We start from the raw sequence: 17,167 nt of genomic DNA, 5'->3' as shown, positions 1-17,167 counted from the left end.
GTTTCGCCGCGGTTTCGATCTCTGCGAGCCGGGCGTGCAGGGCGGTGGCGCCAAAGGTGCCCGCGGCGCCTGCGCAGCGGTGCAGCGCCTGCAGCCGCGCCTCTTCCTCCTCGGGCACGCCCGATGCGAGGGCGGCCATCGTCGCGTCGGTCTGCTCGAGGAATCGGCCCAGCAGCGCGCGCAGCTGCGGCGCGGGTTCTGCATCTGCCCCGCACAGATGCGCCGGATCGAACCGCGCTGCCCCGGCCGGGGCAGCCCCGCTCAGAATGCGCCGCAATGCGTCGCGGTCGATCGGCTTGATCAGCACCGCATCCATGCCCGCGGCGCGGAATGCGTCCAGCTCTTCGGGAAGGGCATGCGCGGTAACGGCCACGATCCGCGCCCCGCACGAGGCGCCCGATCCCGCCCGGATTGCGCGCGCGGCTTCGCGGCCGTTCATCACCGGCATCGATATATCCATCAGGATGACGTCGAACCGCTCCGCGGCGGCCGCATCCACCCCGGCGCGGCCATCGCAGGCAGCGCGCACGCGGTGCCCGCAGGCCTCGAGCATTTCGCGCAGGATGGCGCGGTTGATGTCATTGTCCTCCACGATCAGCACGCTGAGCGGCGCGCTGGCCTCGGGCGCGGCCGCCGGCTCGGGCGCTTCGTCCGTCTGCGGCGCCTCCTGAAGCGGCACCCGCAGCCAGAACAGGCTGCCCTCGTGCAGCCGGCTCTCGACCCCGATCGCGCCGCCCATCAGCGCGGCAAGCCGGCGCGAGATCCCGAGCCCGAGCCCGGTTCCCGGTTTGCGCCCGTAGGAGCTGTCGAGCATCTCGAAGTCCTGGAAGATCCGCTCCAGATCGCCGGGCGCGATGCCCTCGCCGGTATCGCGCACCCTCAGCTCCACCTGCGCCGCGTCGTCAAGCGGCTCGGCCTCGATATGCACCGTGCCGTCGCGGGTGAACTTGATCGCATTGCTCACGAAATTCATCAGCACCTGGCGGATTTTGTCGGCATCGCCCAGCACCCGGTCCCGCGGCGCCCCGACCCAGCTCCAGCCGAGCGTGGTGCCGTTCGCCAGCGCCAGCTGCTTCTGGTTCGCAACGATTTCGTCGAGCACCTGCGAGAGACGGAACGCCCGTGCCCGCACCGGCATCTTGCCCGCCTCCAGTTTGGCGATGTCCAGCACGTCGTTCACCAGCGCCGCGAGCAGCCGCCCCGAGACCTCCATCGCCTGCACATATCCGCGCTGCCGCTGGCTGAGCCGGGTGTCGCACAGCAGCGACATGTTGCCCAGAAGCCCGTTCAGCGGGGTGCGGATCTCGTGCGAGATCACCGCGACGAAATCCGCCTTCGCCCTTTCGCCCGCGACAGCGCGGTCATGCGCCGCGATCAGCGCCATCTCCGCCTGCTTCAGCTGCGAGATATCGCGGATGAACAGCACGAAGATCCGGCCCAGGCCGCCCTCCGCGAGGCGGATCGACACTTCCGCCGGGAAGCGCCGGCCATCGCGCGCCTGCCCGGTGACATGGATCCGCCCCAGCGTCTCGGGCACAGGGTCGCGCAGGATTGCTAAGAGGCGGCCGCGGTCATCGGCCGCTTCGCCCGCGGGCAGGATCAGGTCCAGCAGCGCGCGCCCGCGCGCCTCGGTCGCGGTATAGCCGAAAATGGTCTCGGCGGCGGGGCTGAAATCGGTGATCCGGCCCGCGCCGTCGCACAGAATGATGCCGTCGAGCGCGGTCTGGATCACGGTCTGCATGCGCGCCGCGGTCTGCATCTGCTGCACGGCGCGCCGTTCGCTCAGCCGGTACATGCGCAGCAGCGCCACCGCGAGCAAAGAGATGGCGACGAACATCACCCCGGTGGTCGCGGCCAGCCGCGCCAGCGTGGTGGTGACCTCGGCGCGGGTATCATCGGCATGCTGGGCAAATTCCGACAGCCCCATCAACGACAGGTCCCGCACCTGCGGCGCCAGGCGTTCGGCCGCGGCATCCACTGCGTCGAGTCCCTCCGTCAGCGCGGCATCGGGCTGGTCGATCTGGGCGCCGATCTGCTCCAGCCCGCCCGCGACGGCGCCGAAGGCGCTCTCGAACTGCGGCTAGCGGCGCAGCGAGGAATAGGTGCCGGTGGCGCGGAATGTATCGATCCGGCTGTAGAAAATGTCGAAGCGTTTGCGCAGATCGGCCAGGCCATCGGCCGGCAGCGCCCCATCCCGCGCGGCCAGCCTTGCGCCATCGAGCGCGTGGCGGAAGCGCATGAATTCGGAATCCACCTGCGCCAGGGTCCATTGCAGGTTGTCGGAGGCGGCGGAGCGCAGGGCGCGCAGCTGCTGCACGGCATCGGCCGCCGTCACCGCGATGACCGCCAGCAGTGCGCTCAGCAGCGTGGCCGCGGCCCACAGGCGCAGCCGCCGGAGTGGCTTCGGGGAGGGGGCGCTCAGGGCTGCACCGCGATCCGCTCCAGCTGCCAGATGCTGCGGGTGTAGATCACCTCGCTGCGGTAGGCAGGGTCGGAATCGTAGGGATAGACGATCCACAGCGGGCCCTTGTCGCGGATGCTCATCGGCTTGCCATTGCGCAGATAGGCGACGATCGGCGCGTCCTTCGGCCAGGGTTCGACCGGGATTTCCACGGAATAATCGTTCGCGGCTTTGGCAATCAGCTTCTTGCCGGAGATCTGCGCCGCAGCAAGCAGCGCGCCCAGCGGCACCCCGGTAAAGGTCTGCGGGCCGTCGGTCCAGATCGTGGTGGTGGTGAAGCTCACCTGCGGCAGCGCCGCCAGCATGGCCGCATCGAAGCTGGAGGAGGTGCCATCGGCGCCGGTGATCGTCAGCAGCGCGGGCCCCGCCGGGCTCACCCGCGCGGTGGGGGCGGTCTCTGCCAGGGCCATGGCCGCAGGGGCACAGGCGGCCAGACACACAGCCAGAAGCGTTTGCGCGCAGGTTTTGGGGCGGATCACGACGGCACCTTCCTCTCTCGGTCTGCTTGCAGTGTTACGGGCATCGGGTAAACCGCCGCTGAAGGGCGCCCCGCGGTGAAGCCTAGCATGTTTTGCGCGCGGGGCGCTCCGGCGCGGAGGCACCGCCGGGGCTATCCTTTCGGATAGGTCAGTATGCGCCGCGTCCCGTCCACAGGGCACGGAAGGTCAGCGCGATCACGAGCAGGTCGAGCAGGATCGAGCGCGCGCGGGCATGGGCGATGTCCATCTCGATCATGCGCTCGAAGCTGATCTCGGCGCGGCCGGAGACCTGCCAGAGGCCGGTGAGCCCGGGCCGCACCCGCAGCCGCTCGAAGGCATGGGCGGGGTAGGCCGCGACCTCCCGCGGCAGCGCCGGGCGGGGCCCCACGAGCGCCATATCCCCGCGCAGGACATTGAGGATCTGCGGCAGTTCGTCGAGCGAGAAGCGCCGCAGCACCCGGCCTACACGGGTGATGCGCCGGTCGTGCCGGGCCTTGAAGCAGATACCCTCCCGGTCCGACGGGGTGGTGCGGCTTCTTTCAGCATCGCGGATCATGGAGCGGAACTTCAGCATCGTGAACGGGCGCCCGTCGCGGCCGATGCACTGCTGGCGGAACAGCGCGGGGCCGGGAGAATCGAGCCGGATCGCCGCGGCGATCAGCAGCAACAGCGGGGCGAGCGCCACCAGCGCCAGGGCCGAGAGCCCGATATCGAGCAGCCGCCGTTGCAGGCCAAGCGGCCCTTGGACCGCAAGGGCATGGCGCGCGGCGCGGATCAGGAAGGCCGGGTTTCCCAGCAGATAGCGCCCGGCCAGCCGGCGCGGCTCCATCGCCAGGCGCCAGGCCCATTCCAGCCTCGCCCGGCGCAGGGGCTCTGGCGCGCGCGGGACGCGTCCGGCAAGGAAATCGAACAGCGCGCCCACGCCGAGCGCGAGCCGCGGCGCCAGCCGGCCGGCATGGCGGGCGAGCCAGAGGTCCTGCGCGGGAACGCCGAGCGCCACCAGCACGATATCCGCCCCGGAGCCGTTGATCTCCGCGATCGCGGCTTCGGGATCGGCGGCCCCGGCATAGCCGTCGCGACAGCCCGCGATGCGCAGGTTCGGCAGGCGGCGCTGCAGGGCCCCGGCGGCATCGGCGGCGACATCGGGCGCGGCCCCGAACAGGAAGACGGACATGCCCCTGCGCGCGCCCTCGGCCAGAAGGGGCGGCACCAGATCGGTCCCGTTCAGATTGGCGCTGAACCGGCAGCCGGCCATCCGCGCCGCGAGCTCCACCCCGATGCCATCGGGCAGGACCATATCTGCGGTGGCCAGTGCTGCCGCATAGGCGGGGTCGCGTGCCATCACATTGCCGCAATGGGCATTCAGAAAGGCAATGCGGCGCCGGCCCGGGCCAGAAGCGCCGCAATCGCGGCCTCCGGGCTGGCATCGAGGATGTCGATGCCGAACAGCCGGATCGTGGTGCGGCGTGGCGGCGAAGCCTGCGTGGCGCGGGCGGTGTCGAAGCGGAAGGCGGAGTGGGACGTGAGTGTCATGGCGAGATCCGGGGTGATGAATGCGATGCCCCAGCATTCCGCCGCCCCGGCTTCGGGGCCACCGGGCGGCCGGAGAGGGGCCAGACCAGGAGGGATAGCCGGGCGCCGCTTCGCAGCAGGCTGCGGGCGCGACGGCCGGGGGGGACCGCTCCGCCCGGAGAGGGGGGTAGTCCTGACGGATAGGGGCGCAGATCTGCCGGGGCATTGGCCTCGCCGGCATGTTACGGTCGGGCCGGGTGCGGCCGCCGGCATGCGCGCCGAATCAGAATTGGGGGGAGAGCATGAGGCATGAGCGTTCTGCCGGGCCGCGGGGCCGGGCCCTCCCCCATCCGGAGCCGAGATGATGCGTATCCTGATCGCCGATGACCATGACCTCGTGCGCGATACGATCGCGCTCTACCTGCAGAGCGAGGGCGGGGTGGAAACCAGCGCCGCCGGAGACCTGCCCGGCGCGATTCAGGCCATCGAGACCGAGCCGCGGTTCGATCTCGTGCTGCTGGATGTGATGATGCCGGGCATGAATGGCCTCGAAAGCCTGAAGCAGGTGATGGGAATGGGCGGCGGCCAGCGGGTCGCGCTGATCTCCGGAACCGGTTCGGCGGAAATGGCCGAGCAGGCGCTGGCGCTGGGCGCCGCGGGGTATCTGCCGAAGACGCTGAGCGCGAAATCGCTGTCGAATGCGGTGCGGTTCATGGCCATGGGCGAGCAATATGCGCCGCTGGCCTTTCTGCGCGCGGCGCAGGAGGAGCCTGCGCATCCGCTGGCGCAGCGGCTCTCGCCCCGCGAAAAAGACGTGCTGCGCGGCCTGATCGGCGGCAAGGCCAACAAGGAAATCGCCCGCGATCTCGGGATCACCGAGCCCACCGTGAAGCTGCATATGAAGACGCTCTACCGCAAGATCGGCGCGCATAACCGGACCCAGGCCGCCATGATCGCCAAGGAGGAAGGGCTGATCTGACCTATCCTTCCGGAGAGGGGGGCGCGCCTTCCGCGCCGCCCCCCATCCGCGCGCGGAGCTGCCCGGAAGCCCGGGAGAGGCGTAATCCGGGGGGAAAGGAGGCCCCCATGATCCGCTTTCTCCACCACCCTGCCCGTATGATCGCCCGTGCTTCCGGCCGGCTGCTCCGGCTGAAGCGCACGCCGCGGCGCGCGCTGTCGCCGGTGCGGCTCCTGCGCGGAGGCAGGCTTGCCGATGCGGGGCGGATGCCGCGCTACCTGTGGCTGCTGGCGGCGGACCGGATCCTCGCTGCGGCCAGCCGCAACATCTCCATGTCCGTGCGCGATTTCGGCGCGCCGAAGATCCGGCTGATCGACCAGACCGGGATGATCCTGCTCGATATCACCGGCACCAGCCCCGAGGATGCGCAGGCCCGGGGCCGCGCCCTGCTGCAGGCGTTCTTCTCCGAGATCGACGCGCTGCGCCGCGATGAGCAGGCGCGCCGCAACGACAGTGAAGCCGCCGCCATCGCCGAGTATCAGCACAGCGTCGCCGCGACGCGCGCCGAGGTGTCGCGCCAGCAACGCGAGACCGGCCTGATCTCATCGCAGCAATATGCGGCGCTGGTCTCGGAGGCGGATCGGCTGCAGGCGGAGCTGTCCGCCCTCGAGGTGCAGCATGCCGAAAAGGCGCAGATGGTCGCGGCGCTGGCGGCGAAGCTGGGCCTGAGCGCCGATCTGGCGGCGGCGGCACTGAAGCTGCAGGCCGATGCCGAATATGCGGCGCTGGTGGCGCAGATGTCGGAGGCTTCCGCGGCTCTGTCGGCGGCGCGCGCCGATTTCGGCCCGGATCATCCGCAGCGGCGCGCGGCCGAAGAGCGGGTCGTCACGGCGCGCGCACGCGTCCGGGCGCAGGCGGCGCAGCTTACGGGGCTTGCGCCCCCGGCGCTCGACGGGATCGACATGACCCATGTCGACGAACGCACCGGCGTGCTCAGCGCGCTCGTGACCGCCGCCGCCGAGGAGCGCGGCCTCGCCGCGCGCGGCGACGGGCTGCGCGGTCAGGTCGCGGCGGCGCGCCAGAGGGTCCGGGACCTGCAGGAGGCGGCGGCGCGGCTTGAGGATGGCGAGCGCAACTTCCGCGTGGCGGAGACGGTGCTGGCTTCGGCCGTGGCGCGCAGCAAGACCGCGAAGGCGGATTTCTACGCCTCCTCTCCGCTGGTGCAGGTGTTGGAGGATCCGGCCCTGCCGCAAAAGCCGTCCTCGCCCCGGCGCATGCTGGCCATCGCCGCGGGGGGGCGGCGACGCTGTTTCTGTGCATCGGCCTCGGGCTCTCCTGGGTGCGGCGGCCGCTGATCGACCGGATCCTGGCGCCTGCACCGGCCGGGGCGCCGGCATGAGCCCGCTCCGGCCGCAAAATGCCGCGGAGCGGATCGTCTGGGCCGGGCAGGCCTGGACCTGGCCGCTCTATGCCCTGGGGGCGCTCTATGTGGCCGGGCCGGTCCTCGGCTGGGTGCTCGGCGCGCTGGCGGCGCTCGCGCTGTTTCTCGGCCCGGCGATCCGGCCGGACCTGCGCGCGACGGGGGCGCCGCCGCCCCTGGTCTGGGCCTGTGGGGGGCGGGGGTGCTGGTTATGCTGGTGGCGCTCTGGGCCGGGCATCTGAACTGGCGCCTGGGCCTTGGCGCCACGATCAAATCCTCCGTCGGCTGGGCCAAGGGCTGGGCGCTGGTGGCGCTGTTCATCGGCGCGGGGGCGGTGCTGCCGATCCGGCGCGCGATCGTGGTGCGGGGCCAGTGCCTGATCGGGCTCTGGACGCTGTGCCTGACGCCGCTGATGGTCGCCGCGCCATTCCTGCACCTGCCGGAGCGGATCTTCACCTCGCCGCTGCAGGCGGTGGGCGGGCCGGGGCCCGAATATTTCTCCGTCTATCTCTTCACCTACGATCCTTCCAGCTGGACGCCGCGCTGGCAGTTCTATGCGCCCTGGTCGCCCTTCGCGGCGCTGCTGGGCGTGGTGATGGTTCTGTTCGCGCTGGAGGAGAAAGAGCGCCGCTGGCTGCTGGCGGGGCTGGCGGGCGGGCTTGCGATGATCGTTCTGTCGAAATCGCGGATGGGGATGATCGGGCTTGTGGCCTGTACCACGGTGCCGCGGCTGCTGCCGCTTCTGGCGCGGGGCTGGGCCTGGCAGGTTCTGGCCGGGCTTGCGGCGTCGCTCGCGGTTCTGGGGGCGGCGCTGCTGCAGGCGATCAGCTCCGGCATCGCCGCCTTCAAGGGCGCGCGCGCCGACAGTACCCGTGTGCGCGAAACCCTGCAGCGCATCGCGCAGGAGCGCTGGCAGGCGGAAGCGTTCTGGTTTGGCCATGGGACGGTGGAGCCGGGCGGGCATATAGTCGAGCACATGCGCATCGGCAGCCATCACACCTGGTGGGGGCTGCTCTTCGTGAAGGGGCTGGTCGGGATGCTGGCGCTGCTGCTGCCCTTCGTCTGGCATCTGGCCAATGCGGCGGCGGAGGCGGCGCGGGGCGCGCGCGGGCGGCTGCCGTTCGGGATCATGATGACGCTGGTGCTGCTGTCTTTCGGCGAGAATCTGGAGATCGAGGCCTATATGCTCTGGCCGGCACTGCTCGCGCTCGGGATCAACCTGCGTGAACAGCAAGACCGGCGCCGGGTTACTCCGGCGTGCCGATCCGCTGCACCTGCGATGCAAGTGCCGCCGCGGTGAGCAGGGCCCGGCCGGCCGCCTGCGCCATCTGCGGCAGCACCATCCATTCCAGCGCCCAGGCCGCGCCGGAACGCTCCTGCTCGTGGATCAGCGCCTGATGCAGGGCCGAGACCTGCACCGCATTGAACCGCGCCAGCGTGACCAGGAGCTCCGCCAGAACCGGGTTCTGCTTGTGCGGCATCGCCGAAGAGCCACCGCCGCCCGACAGGGCGATTTCGCCGATGCCCTGCTGCGCCATCAGGGCGATGTCCTGCCCGATCTTGCCCAGCGTTCCCGTGATCAGCGACAGGAAGGAGGCGAATTCCGCAACCCCGTCGCGCATCGCATGCCAGGCGCGCGGCGGATTGCCGAGCCCGAGCGCCGCGGCCACATCCGCGGCCACCTCCTCCGCCTGCGCCCCGAGTGCGGCGCGGTCGCCCGAGGCGCCGCCGATCTGCACCAGCGCAACGCGGGGGCGCAGCTCGGCCAGCCGGGTGCGATGCTGCAGGAGCGGCAGCAGCCAGGGCGCGAGGCGGTCATGCACGGTGATCTGCGTTGCCGCCTGCATCCGGGTGCGGCCCATCAGGGGGCGGGTACCGAAGCGCATGTCGAGCGCGGTCAGCCCCTCGATCAGCGCAGCGAGGCGCGTGTCGATCAGGGCGAGCGTGTCGCGCATAGCGAGCGCGGTGGCGGTGTCGATCACATCTTGCGAGGTCGCCCCGGCATGGACGGGGCCGGGGGCTGCGGCCTTCATCTGCGCCACCAGCCGCGGCACCACGACGCCATCCTGCGCCGTACCCGCGCGCAGGTCGTCGATATCGAAGGCCAGGGCGGCGAGAGCCTCTGCCGCGGCCTCCGCCTGCACCGGATCGGCCCGGCCGGCCCGGCCAAGCGCGCGGATCCAGGCGATCTCGAAGGCGCGCATGCCCTCCAGCTGCGCCGCGGGGGCCCAGAGCGCGGCCAGCTCCGCATCGGCGAAAAGCCCGCCGAGCCAGGGGTGATCGAAAACGTCGGTCATGCCATCCTTCCCGAAATCCCGAGGCGGCGCGCTGTGGCGCCGCCCGGCAGCTTAATCCGCGATCAGATGTCGAGGAACACCGTTTCGCCATCGCCCTGCAGGCGGATGTCGAAGCGGTACTTGCCCGGCGCGATCTTCTTCGCGATCAGCGTCTCGACCCGCGGGCGCTGTTCGATCCGGGCGAGGAGCGGGTCCTGCGTATTGTCCTCGTCCTCGAAGTAGATCCGGGTCTGCAGGCCGATGTTGATCCCGCGGGCCACGACCCAGAGCGAGATATGCGGCGCGAACGGCTTGCCGTAGCGCGAGGCGACCGCGCCGGGCTTCACCGTGCGCAGGGTGAATTCGCCGCTCACCGCATCGGCCGCGAACCGGCACAGCCCGCTCACCGCCGGATCGGCGCCGTCCTGCCCCGGGAAGATCCCGGCGGCATCGGGCTGCCAGCTCTCGATCAGCGCATCGCGCAGTGCCCAGCCGGTGCCGTCATAGACCGAGCCCACGATCTCGATCACCTCGCCCTTCGCCCCTTCGGCGATCGGCGCGGTGCCGATTTCCGCGTGGTAGGTGCCGGGGTTGCCGGCATAGGTCGGCATCAGCCCGATATGCACATAGGGCCCGGCGGTCTGCGACGGCGTCTCGGGCAGGTAGTTCAGCGGTTGCACCATCTCACATCCCCTCCAGCTTGTTCTCGAACATGGTCTGGCGGCGGCCGCGCAGCACGATGTCGAACTTGTAGGCCAGGAAATCCAGCGGCTTCGAGGCGGCCATGTCCAGCGGCGCCACCAGGCGCTCGAGCTGCGAGCGGTTGCGGATCGTCGCCGCGATCGGGCAGCGGTCGATCAGCGGATCGCCCTCGAAATACATCTGCGAAATCAAGCGCTGGCCGAAGCTGTGGCCATAGACCGAGATGTGGATATGCATCGGGCGCCAGTCGTTGCCGCGGTTCGGCCAGGGGTAGGCGCCGGGGCGGATGGTGAGGAACTGGTAATAGCCGTTCTCGTCCGTCAGGGTGCGGCCGCAGCCGCCGAAATTCGGATCGAGCGGCGCCAGATAGCCGTCCTTCTTGTGCCGGTAGCGGCCGCCCGCATTGGCCTGCCAGATCTCCACCAGTGTCTGCGGCACGGCGCGGCCGTTCTCGTCGAGCACGCGGCCATGCATCAGGATCCGCTCGCCCACGGCAGGTGCCGCGCCCTTGGTCCAGTTCAGGATCAGGTTGTTGTCGAGCGCGCCGATGGTGCCGTGGCCGAAGGTCGGGCCGGTCTCTTCCGAGGGGCCGCTGTCCATCGACAGCAGCGGCAGGTTCGGCGAGCGCGCGATCGAGGTCTTGTAATCGGGGAAATACGGGAGCGGGTGCATCTCCCGGTTGCGGGGGATCAGGGGGCCTTGATCGATCATTTCTCTGCCGCCTCCATCTCGGCATAGGTCTGTTTCGCCAGCTTGATGGCGTGGTTGGCCTTCGGCACGCCGGCATAGATCGCCACATGCTGGAACGCCTGCATGACGTCCTCCTTGCTGGCGCCGGTGCGGGCGGTTGCGCGGATATGCATCGGGATTTCCTCGAAATTCCCGGTGGCCGCCAGCAGCGCCAGCGTCAGCATGGAGCGCTCGCGCCGCGAGATCGCATCCGAGGCCCAGACGGTGCCCCAGGCCGATATGGTGATCAGCTCCTGAAACGGCTGGTCCAGATCGGATTTCCCGGCCTCGGCGCGGTCCACATGCGCATCGCCCAGGACGGCGCGGCGGGTCTGCATGCCTTTGTCGTAGCGGGCATCTGTCATCAGGCGGTCCTTTCGAGGAAATTGCGCAGCACGGCGGCGGTGGCGGCGGGCTGCTCGACGCAGGGGATATGCCCGGCATCGGGGATCAGGTGGAATTCGGCGCCGCAGAGCGCGGCCGTGGCCTGTACCAGCGCGGGCGGGGTGGAGCCGTCCTGATCGCCCGCCAGCGCCAGCACCGGCAGCCGGAGCGCGCGCGTGCTTTCGGTCAGGTCCGCCCCGGCGATCGCGGCGCAGCACCCCACGTACCCGTCCACCGTGGTGCGGGTCAGCATGTTGCACCAGAGTGCGAATTCGGGGTTGGTCTCGCGGAAGGGCGCGGTGAACCAGCGCTCCATGATCGGGTCCTGCAGGGCGGCAATCCCGCCCGCGCGGATCGCGTCGATCCGGCTTTGCCACATCGGCGCGGTGCCGATCTGCGCGGCCGTATCCATCAGCACCAGCGCCCGCAACAGCTCTGGCCGCTTCGCCGCCAGTCCCTGGCCGATCAGCCCGCCGATCGACAGGCCGATGAAGGTGATGTCGCGCAGCGCCAGCGCGTCGCATATGGCCTCGGCATCGGCCACCAGCGTTTCCATCGCATAGGGGGCGGGCGTCGCATCGGAGAGACCGTGGCCGCGCTTGTCGAAGCGCACGATCCGCAGCCCCTCGGGCAGGAGCGGCAGCAGCCGGTCCCAGACCCGCAGATCTGTCCCGAGCGAATTGGCGAAGACGAGCGTGCGGCCGTCGCGCGGCCCCTCGTCGCGAATATGCAGCGTGGTGCCGGAAATGGTGATCGTGTTCATGGCGCCTCCCCGCTGCGGTTATCGCATGACAGTTGCGGGTTAAAAATTATAATAAGCGAAATCGGAGTTAACTTCACGGTTATGCCATGCTGAGCCCCCATCTGCGCCTCAGGCATCTGCGCTGCTTTCTGGAGGTGGCCCGGCGGGGCAGCCTGTCCGCCGCGGCGGATGCGCTGCATGTGAGCCAGCCGGCGGCATCGAAAACCATCCGGGAGCTGGAGGAGATCGTGGGCACGGCGCTGTTCGATCGCTCCGGCCGCAATCTGGTGCTGACGGCGGCGGGGCGGGTCTATCAGAGCCACGCGGGCGGCGCGCTGGCCGAGCTGGAGCGGGCGCAGCGGCTGGCGCTGGATCCCCCGCGGGAGCGGCCGCGCGTGCGGGCCGGGGTTTTGCCCACGGCGGCCACGGGGCTGGTGCCGCGGGCGGCGCTGGCGTTCCGGCGCGGGCGCCCCGATGTGCTCCTGAACGTGATGACCGGGCCGAACTGGCTCCTGCTCTCGCTGCTGCGCGAGGGGCAGCTCGATCTGGTGGTCGGGCGCCAGCCGCCCGAGGGCAATTCCGAGGCGCTGACCTTCCGGCGGCTGTATTGGGAGCGCGTGGTGCCGGTGGTGCATCCGGGCCATCCGCTGCTGCGCGCGGACTGGGACTATGGCGAGCTCACCCGCTATCCGCTTATGCTGCCGCCCGAGGGCGCGCTGATTGCGGCGGCGGTGCGCGGCTGGATGCATTCGGTGGGCATCGGCCATCCCGAACCCGCGTTCGAGAATGTGTCGCTGGCCTTCGGCCGGGATGTCGTGCTGCATTCGGAGACCGTGTGGTTCATTTCCGAAGGGGTGGTGCGGCCCGAGCTTGCGGCGGGGACGCTGGCGGTCCTGCCGATCCGCAATGAGTTGCTGGGCGGCCCGGTCGGTATATCGCTGCGGGCGCAGACGGAGCCTGCGCCCGAGGTGGCGGCGCTGATCGCCGAGCTGGAGCATGCGGCGATCGGGATGGGGGCCTAGTAGGGCAGGCCGACGTAATTCTCCGCCAACTCCCGCCGCGCGGTCTCCGATTCCGCCAGATGGGCCAGCGTGGCGCGGCGCATCTGCGCGGAGAAGCTGTCCTCGCCGTCGAAGCGGTGCAGCATCGTCGTCATCTGCCAGCTGAAGCGCATCGCCTTCCAGATCCGGCTGAGCGCGCGCTCGGAATAGGCGTCGATGCCCTTCTCGCTGCCCTGTTTCAGCGCCTCGATCAGCGCCTGATGCAGATAGAACACATCCGATATCGCCAGGTTCAGACCCTTGGCGCCGGTCGGCGGCACGATATGCGCGGCATCGCCCACCAGGAACAGCCGGCCCCAGCGGAGCGGCTCGGAGACGAAGCTGCGCAGCGGCGCGATGGATTTCTCGATCGACGGCCCGGTGACGAGATGCGCAGCCGCGCTCGACGGAATGCGGCGGCTGAACTCCGCCCAGAACCGCGCGTCGGACCAGTCCTCGACCGTATCGGTCAGCGGCACCTGCACATAATAGCGCACCAGATTGGCATTGCGCATCGAGGCCAGCGCGAAGCCATGCGGCGAATTCGCATAGATCAGCTCGTCATGCACCGGCGGCGTACGCGACAGGATGCCGAGCCAGCCGAACGGATAAACGCGCTCGAACTCGCGCCGCTTCTCCTCGGGGATGGTCTTGCGGCTGACACCGTGGAAGCCGTCGCAACCCGCGACATAGGCGCAGCTCAGCGCCTTGCGCACGCCATTCAGCGTATATTCGACGCGGGCCTGCGCGCCGTCCAGATCCAGGATCTGCACGTCTTCGACACCGTGGATCACGGTGGTGCCCATCGCATCCTGCGCGCCGTACAGGTCCTGGGTGACCTCGGTCTGGCCATAGACCATGACGCGCTTGCCGGTCAGGGCCTTGAAATCGATATGCACCATCAGGTCGGCATCGGTGGTGTAGGTGCCGTCATGCGGGAAGCCCTCGGCATCCATCCGCGCGCCGACGCCGGCCTCGCGCAGCATCTCGACCGAGCCCCATTCCAGAATGCCCGCCCGGATCCGCGACAGCACATGCTCGCGGCTGCTGCGTTCGAGGATGACCGTGCTGATGCCGGCCCGGTTCAGAAGTTGCGACAGCAAAAGCCCCGAGGGCCCGCCGCCGATGATGACGACCTGAGTATCCATGATGATGTTCCGCTGGTTCTCCCTGTGCCGGTTCTAGCGCGCCGAGGCCGGGGCGCGAATGGACGTGACAGGCAAAGGATGGTATCATTCAGGCATGTCGTTGGCATCGCAAATACCTGTCTTCAATCTCTTCGGCGAAACCGGGGCCTTTCCCGACGTGGTGCATTGCGAGCGCATTCGCGACCGCGCGCGCCTGCATGACTGGGAGATCGCGCCGCATCGCCACCGCGAGATGGCGCAGGTGTTCTACATGGAGCAGGGCGCGGCGCGGGCGCGGCTGGATGGGCGCGAAATTCCGTTGGAGGATGGGATTTTCCTGTTCGTTCCGGCGCAAGTCGTGCATGGCTTCGCCTTCAGGCAGGGGGCGGAAGGGCTGGTGCTCTCGTTCCCGCTGACGCTGGTTTCGGGGCTAGCCGGGGCATCGGCCGGGCTCGGGGCGCGGCTGTCGCGGGCCTTCGCGGCCCGGGCCGATGAACGCGCCGCCGCGCTGATGCGGCAGATCGCCGATGCCTTCGCAGGCCATGGCACTTTTCGCGCGCCTCTGCTTGCGGGCTTGGCGCAGGCCCTGCTGGCGGTGGTGGCCGAGGCCGGGGACCGCGCCGCGGCCGAGACCCAGCCCCTCGCGCAGCGCCGGATGATCGCCTTCGATACGCTGCTGGCGGAGCATCTGGCCGATGGGTGGAGCGCTGCGGATTTCGCCTCGGCGCTGGCAATGTCGCCGGGGCATCTGAACCGGATCTGCCGCGCGGCGACGGGGGCGAGCGTCAGCCGTCATATCGAAACCGCCCGGATGACCGAGGCCCGCCGCCTTCTGGCCTTCACCCGGCTGCCGGTGGCCGAGATCGGCTATCGCCTCGGGTTCTCGGACCCGCCCTATTTTTCGCGCAGGTTCCGCGCGGTGACGGGCGAAACCCCCTCCGATTACCGCGAGCGCTTCGCGGGCTAAGCGCATCCGGGGGCTGGAATCCGGATCGGCTTTGTGTTGTGATGGCAACATAATCAAGAGGAGGAGATGCGCCATGAGCTGGCTGCAGCTGGAAGGAAAAACCGCCGTCATCACCGGGGCGGCGGGGGGCATCGGCATCGCGCTGGCGCGCAGCTTCGCGGCCGAGGGGGCGCGGGTGGTCCTGCTGGACCGGGATGCGGATGCGATTGCGGCGCTCGCGGCCGAGATCGGGCAGGGCGCCGAAGCCCGCCCCTGCGACTTGTCGAAGGCCGAGGAAATTGCGGCCGCGGCGGAAGGAATCGCTGCGGATGTTCTGGTGAACAATGCGGGCATTCTGCGGCCCGGGCCGCTCGAGGCGGTGTCGGAGGCGGATTGGAACCTGATGCTCGCGGTCAATCTCACCGGCTGCCTGCTCACCGCGCAGGCCTTCGGGCGCGGGATGCTGGAGCGGGGCCGCGGGGCGCTCGTGCATGTCGCCTCCATCGCCGGGAGCCAGCCGCAGCCTGCAAGCGGCGCCTATTCCGTCTCCAAGGCCGGGGTGGTGATGCTCTCGCGGCAGCTGGCGGCAGAATGGGGGCCGAAGGGCGTGCGCTCGAATGTGGTGAGCCCGGGGCTGGTGCTGACGCCGATGTCGGAGAAATTCTACGAGAACCCGGAGGTGAAGGCGCGCCGTGAGCAGATCGTGCCGATGCGCCGGATTGCCACCCCGCAGGATATGGCCGATGCGGCGCTGTTCCTGGCCTCGCCGCGGGCGGGATATGTCACCGGGCAGGAGATCGTGGTGGATGGCGGCCTGTCGCAGGTGCTGATGGGGCTGGTGCCGCGGCCCGGCTATTGAGGCCGGTACGGCGCGAGGCCCGGCGCGAACCGGGCCCCGCGCGTTTGGATCAGGCCTTCTGGCGGAACACCTGGGTCAGGCTCAGCGCCACGGCGCCGAGCAGCCCGACCACGGAGAACACATAGAAGCCCCAGGGATGGCCGATACCCATCGACACCAGCGTACCCCCGAGCAGCGGCCCGGTGATTGCGCCGAGCCGCCCGACCCCGGCCGACATGCCAAGCGCGGTGGCGCGCACGGCGGGCGGATGGTTCGCGGCGGTGAAGGCATAGACCAGCACCTGCGCCGAGAACACGAAGCAGCCGGTGAGGAACACCATCGGATAGAGCAGCGTCGCGGGCATTTTCACCGACAGCGCGGCCAGCAGCACGGCGCCGCACAGGAACCACAGGAGTGCCGCGGGCTTCAGCCCGATCCGGTCGCCGACGCGCCCTGCGACCAGCAGCCCGCAGATGGCGCCGGCATTCAGCAGCAGCAGCAGCCAGAGCCCGCCGGTGAGGCCATAGCCCGCGGCGACCATCAGCTTCGGCAGCCAGGTATTGAGCGCATAGACCAGCAGCAGGCCCATGAACGAGGTGACCCAGATCGCGATCGAGTTGCGCAGGAACGGGTGGCGGAACAGCGAGCCGAGCGAGGCCTTGGCTTCGGTCGCGGCGGGGGCGGCGAGCTCGAGCCCGTATTCGGCGGCCAGCGCCTCGGCATCCGAGCGGCGGCCCTTTGCCAGCAGGAAGGAGGGGGATTCAGGCAGGTATTTCAGCATCAGCGGCGCCAGGATCAGCCCCGGAACCGCGCCGACGAAGAACATTGCGCGCCAGCCGAACAGCGGCAGCAGCAAAAGCCCGAGGAGCGCCGTCGCGACCGCGCCGACGTGGTAGCCGGTCATCACCGAGGTCGAGGCCTTGCCAGCCTTTCCGCGGGAGAATTCGGTCACCATGGCGATGGCGGTCGGCAGGCAGCCGCCAAGACCGAATCCCGCGAGGAAGCGGAACAGCCCCAGCTGCACATAATTCGTGGCGAAGCCGCAGGCGAGGGTCAGCACCGAGAACGCCAGCACCGCCCAGATCATCGCCTTGCGCCGGCCGAGCCAGTCGGTCGCAACGCCGATCGACAGCGCGCCGATGGTCATGCCAACGAGGCTGATGGTGGAGACGAAGGTCGCCTCCGCGGGGCTCATCCAGGGCGTCTCGCCGCCGGTGAGGGTGGGGATCAGCGCGCCGAGGACGACCAGATCGAAGCCGTCGAGGACGACGGCGATCCAGCACAGCAAAGCGACGGTGCGCGTCGACGCGCTCCGGGACGGGGTGGGGGCCACGATAGTCTCCTTCCTGAATCCGGACGGGGGCTCCTCAACCCGAAAGGGCGCCGTTGCCGGGGCGCTTCCGTCCTTTCGGAGGACAGTAGAGGCGGGGTTTCGGTGCGGCAATATGTCATGCCCTGCCGAAAACATGATATTTTCCGGCGTTTTCATAACCTGCTGGTTAAATTCGGCGCCTCAGGGCACCGCTTTGTGTTTTCCCGCGCGCGAATTTCCC

The 17,167-nt window shown here is 69.7% G+C and carries 16 protein-coding genes and 2 pseudogenes; 6 read left to right on the top strand and 12 right to left on the bottom strand.

Going from position 1 to position 17,167, the window contains the following annotated elements; genetic code table 11:
- Positions 1 to 277: 277 nt before the first annotated feature.
- The 5 genes and pseudogenes from ACOMG5_RS02315 to ACOMG5_RS02295 all read right to left on the bottom strand — a co-directional run.
- Positions 278 to 1,741 (bottom strand): annotated as a pseudogene (locus tag ACOMG5_RS02315) (ATP-binding protein); the annotation flags it as partial.
- 339 nt (positions 1,742 to 2,080) lie between these two features.
- Positions 2,081 to 2,335, bottom strand: a complete 255-nt coding sequence (locus ACOMG5_RS02310) for a hypothetical protein (RefSeq protein ID WP_420342163.1) — start codon at positions 2,333 to 2,335, stop codon at positions 2,081 to 2,083.
- Between the two features lie 83 nt (positions 2,336 to 2,418).
- Positions 2,419 to 2,871, bottom strand: coding sequence for a molybdopterin-dependent oxidoreductase (locus ACOMG5_RS02305; protein WP_420342162.1), 453 nt, complete (start codon positions 2,869 to 2,871; stop codon positions 2,419 to 2,421).
- Between the two features lie 217 nt (positions 2,872 to 3,088).
- Positions 3,089 to 4,282, bottom strand: coding sequence for a WecB/TagA/CpsF family glycosyltransferase (locus ACOMG5_RS02300; RefSeq protein WP_420342161.1), 1,194 nt, complete (start codon positions 4,280 to 4,282; stop codon positions 3,089 to 3,091).
- A gap of 20 nt (positions 4,283 to 4,302) precedes the next feature.
- Positions 4,303 to 4,473 carry a hypothetical protein gene (locus ACOMG5_RS02295; protein ID WP_420342160.1) on the bottom strand — a complete coding sequence of 57 codons (171 nt, stop codon included), beginning with the start codon at positions 4,471 to 4,473 and terminating at the stop codon, positions 4,303 to 4,305.
- A gap of 343 nt (positions 4,474 to 4,816) precedes the next feature.
- On the opposite strand from ACOMG5_RS02295, the gene ACOMG5_RS02290 reads away from it, so the two are divergent.
- The 3 genes and pseudogenes from ACOMG5_RS02290 to ACOMG5_RS02280 all read left to right on the top strand — a co-directional run bounded on the left by ACOMG5_RS02290 (position 4,817) and on the right by ACOMG5_RS02280 (position 8,130).
- Entirely contained in the window at positions 4,817 to 5,431 is a 615-nt protein-coding gene (locus tag ACOMG5_RS02290; protein ID WP_420342188.1) for a response regulator transcription factor, read from the top strand.
- A gap of 107 nt (positions 5,432 to 5,538) precedes the next feature.
- Entirely contained in the window at positions 5,539 to 6,765 is a 1,227-nt protein-coding gene (locus ACOMG5_RS02285; protein WP_420342159.1) for a hypothetical protein, read from the top strand.
- A gap of 40 nt (positions 6,766 to 6,805) precedes the next feature.
- Positions 6,806 to 8,130, top strand: a pseudogene (locus ACOMG5_RS02280) (O-antigen ligase domain-containing protein).
- On the opposite strand, the gene ACOMG5_RS02275 reads toward ACOMG5_RS02280, so the two are convergent.
- From ACOMG5_RS02275 to pcaD, 5 genes are all read right to left on the bottom strand, one after another.
- Positions 8,078 to 9,127, bottom strand: coding sequence for a 3-carboxy-cis,cis-muconate cycloisomerase (locus ACOMG5_RS02275; protein ID WP_420342158.1), 1,050 nt, complete (start codon positions 9,125 to 9,127; stop codon positions 8,078 to 8,080). The pseudogene ACOMG5_RS02280 and the gene ACOMG5_RS02275 overlap by 53 nt on opposite strands.
- 62 nt (positions 9,128 to 9,189) lie before the next feature.
- The gene (gene pcaG, locus ACOMG5_RS02270; RefSeq protein WP_420342157.1) at positions 9,190 to 9,789 is read right to left on the bottom strand and encodes a protocatechuate 3,4-dioxygenase subunit alpha; all 600 of its coding nucleotides are present in this window, start codon (positions 9,787 to 9,789) and stop codon (positions 9,190 to 9,192) included.
- Between the two features lies 1 nt (position 9,790).
- Positions 9,791 to 10,519, bottom strand: coding sequence for a protocatechuate 3,4-dioxygenase subunit beta (gene pcaH / locus ACOMG5_RS02265; RefSeq protein WP_420342156.1), 729 nt, complete (start codon positions 10,517 to 10,519; stop codon positions 9,791 to 9,793).
- The gene (pcaC, locus tag ACOMG5_RS02260; protein ID WP_420342155.1) at positions 10,516 to 10,902 is read right to left on the bottom strand and encodes a 4-carboxymuconolactone decarboxylase; all 387 of its coding nucleotides are present in this window, start codon (positions 10,900 to 10,902) and stop codon (positions 10,516 to 10,518) included. Before pcaC ends, pcaH begins: the two co-directional genes overlap by 4 nt.
- The gene (gene pcaD / locus ACOMG5_RS02255) at positions 10,902 to 11,684 is read right to left on the bottom strand and encodes a 3-oxoadipate enol-lactonase (protein ID WP_420342154.1); all 783 of its coding nucleotides are present in this window, start codon (positions 11,682 to 11,684) and stop codon (positions 10,902 to 10,904) included. The genes pcaC and pcaD overlap by 1 nt, the downstream gene beginning before the upstream one ends.
- 86 nt (positions 11,685 to 11,770) lie before the next feature.
- On the opposite strand from pcaD, the gene ACOMG5_RS02250 reads away from it, so the two are divergent.
- Positions 11,771 to 12,685 carry a LysR substrate-binding domain-containing protein gene (locus tag ACOMG5_RS02250; RefSeq protein WP_420342153.1) on the top strand — a complete coding sequence of 305 codons (915 nt, stop codon included), beginning with the start codon at positions 11,771 to 11,773 and terminating at the stop codon, positions 12,683 to 12,685.
- Here the strand turns inward: ACOMG5_RS02250 and pobA are convergent.
- Positions 12,682 to 13,851: a 4-hydroxybenzoate 3-monooxygenase gene (gene pobA, locus ACOMG5_RS02245; protein WP_420342152.1), complete on the bottom strand. Its 1,170-nt coding sequence runs from the start codon at positions 13,849 to 13,851 to the stop codon at positions 12,682 to 12,684. The two genes, ACOMG5_RS02250 and pobA, sit on opposite strands and share 4 nt — an antisense overlap.
- 94 nt (positions 13,852 to 13,945) lie before the next feature.
- On the opposite strand from pobA, the gene ACOMG5_RS02240 reads away from it, so the two are divergent.
- Entirely contained in the window at positions 13,946 to 14,797 is an 852-nt protein-coding gene (locus ACOMG5_RS02240) for a helix-turn-helix domain-containing protein (RefSeq protein ID WP_420342151.1), read from the top strand.
- A 73-nt stretch (positions 14,798 to 14,870) separates the two neighbouring features.
- Positions 14,871 to 15,635: an SDR family NAD(P)-dependent oxidoreductase gene (locus tag ACOMG5_RS02235; protein WP_420342150.1), complete on the top strand. Its 765-nt coding sequence runs from the start codon at positions 14,871 to 14,873 to the stop codon at positions 15,633 to 15,635.
- Positions 15,636 to 15,684: 49 nt separating this feature from the next.
- On the opposite strand, the gene ACOMG5_RS02230 is transcribed toward ACOMG5_RS02235, so the two are convergent.
- Positions 15,685 to 16,947 (bottom strand): MFS transporter, encoded by a 1,263-nt coding sequence (locus tag ACOMG5_RS02230; RefSeq protein WP_420342149.1) that lies wholly within the window; start codon positions 16,945 to 16,947, stop codon positions 15,685 to 15,687.
- Positions 16,948 to 17,167 lie beyond the last annotated feature (220 nt).

This window comes from Paenirhodobacter sp., from assembly GCF_041916475.1.
Lineage (GTDB): Bacteria > Pseudomonadota > Alphaproteobacteria > Rhodobacterales > Rhodobacteraceae > Rhodobacter.
Note: the sequence above shows the minus strand (reverse complement) of the source record. Positions and strands in the feature narration are given on the sequence as shown.

Coding starts and splice junctions, on each gene's coding strand:
- ACOMG5_RS02305 (WP_420342162.1), bottom strand. CDS start 2,871: ATGGCCCTGGCAGAGACCGCCCCCACCGCGCGGGTGAGCCCGGCGGGG.
- ACOMG5_RS02300 (WP_420342161.1), bottom strand. CDS start 4,282: ATGGCACGCGACCCCGCCTATGCGGCAGCACTGGCCACCGCAGATATG.
- ACOMG5_RS02295 (WP_420342160.1), bottom strand. CDS start 4,473: ATGACACTCACGTCCCACTCCGCCTTCCGCTTCGACACCGCCCGCGCC.
- ACOMG5_RS02290 (WP_420342188.1), top strand. CDS start 4,817: ATGCGTATCCTGATCGCCGATGACCATGACCTCGTGCGCGATACGATC.
- ACOMG5_RS02285 (WP_420342159.1), top strand. CDS start 5,539: ATGATCCGCTTTCTCCACCACCCTGCCCGTATGATCGCCCGTGCTTCC.
- ACOMG5_RS02275 (WP_420342158.1), bottom strand. CDS start 9,127: ATGACCGACGTTTTCGATCACCCCTGGCTCGGCGGGCTTTTCGCCGAT.
- pcaG (WP_420342157.1), bottom strand. CDS start 9,789: ATGGTGCAACCGCTGAACTACCTGCCCGAGACGCCGTCGCAGACCGCC.
- pcaH (WP_420342156.1), bottom strand. CDS start 10,519: ATGATCGATCAAGGCCCCCTGATCCCCCGCAACCGGGAGATGCACCCG.
- pcaC (WP_420342155.1), bottom strand. CDS start 10,902: ATGACAGATGCCCGCTACGACAAAGGCATGCAGACCCGCCGCGCCGTC.
- pcaD (WP_420342154.1), bottom strand. CDS start 11,684: ATGAACACGATCACCATTTCCGGCACCACGCTGCATATTCGCGACGAG.
- ACOMG5_RS02250 (WP_420342153.1), top strand. CDS start 11,771: ATGCTGAGCCCCCATCTGCGCCTCAGGCATCTGCGCTGCTTTCTGGAG.
- pobA (WP_420342152.1), bottom strand. CDS start 13,851: ATGGATACTCAGGTCGTCATCATCGGCGGCGGGCCCTCGGGGCTTTTG.
- ACOMG5_RS02240 (WP_420342151.1), top strand. CDS start 13,946: ATGTCGTTGGCATCGCAAATACCTGTCTTCAATCTCTTCGGCGAAACC.
- ACOMG5_RS02235 (WP_420342150.1), top strand. CDS start 14,871: ATGAGCTGGCTGCAGCTGGAAGGAAAAACCGCCGTCATCACCGGGGCG.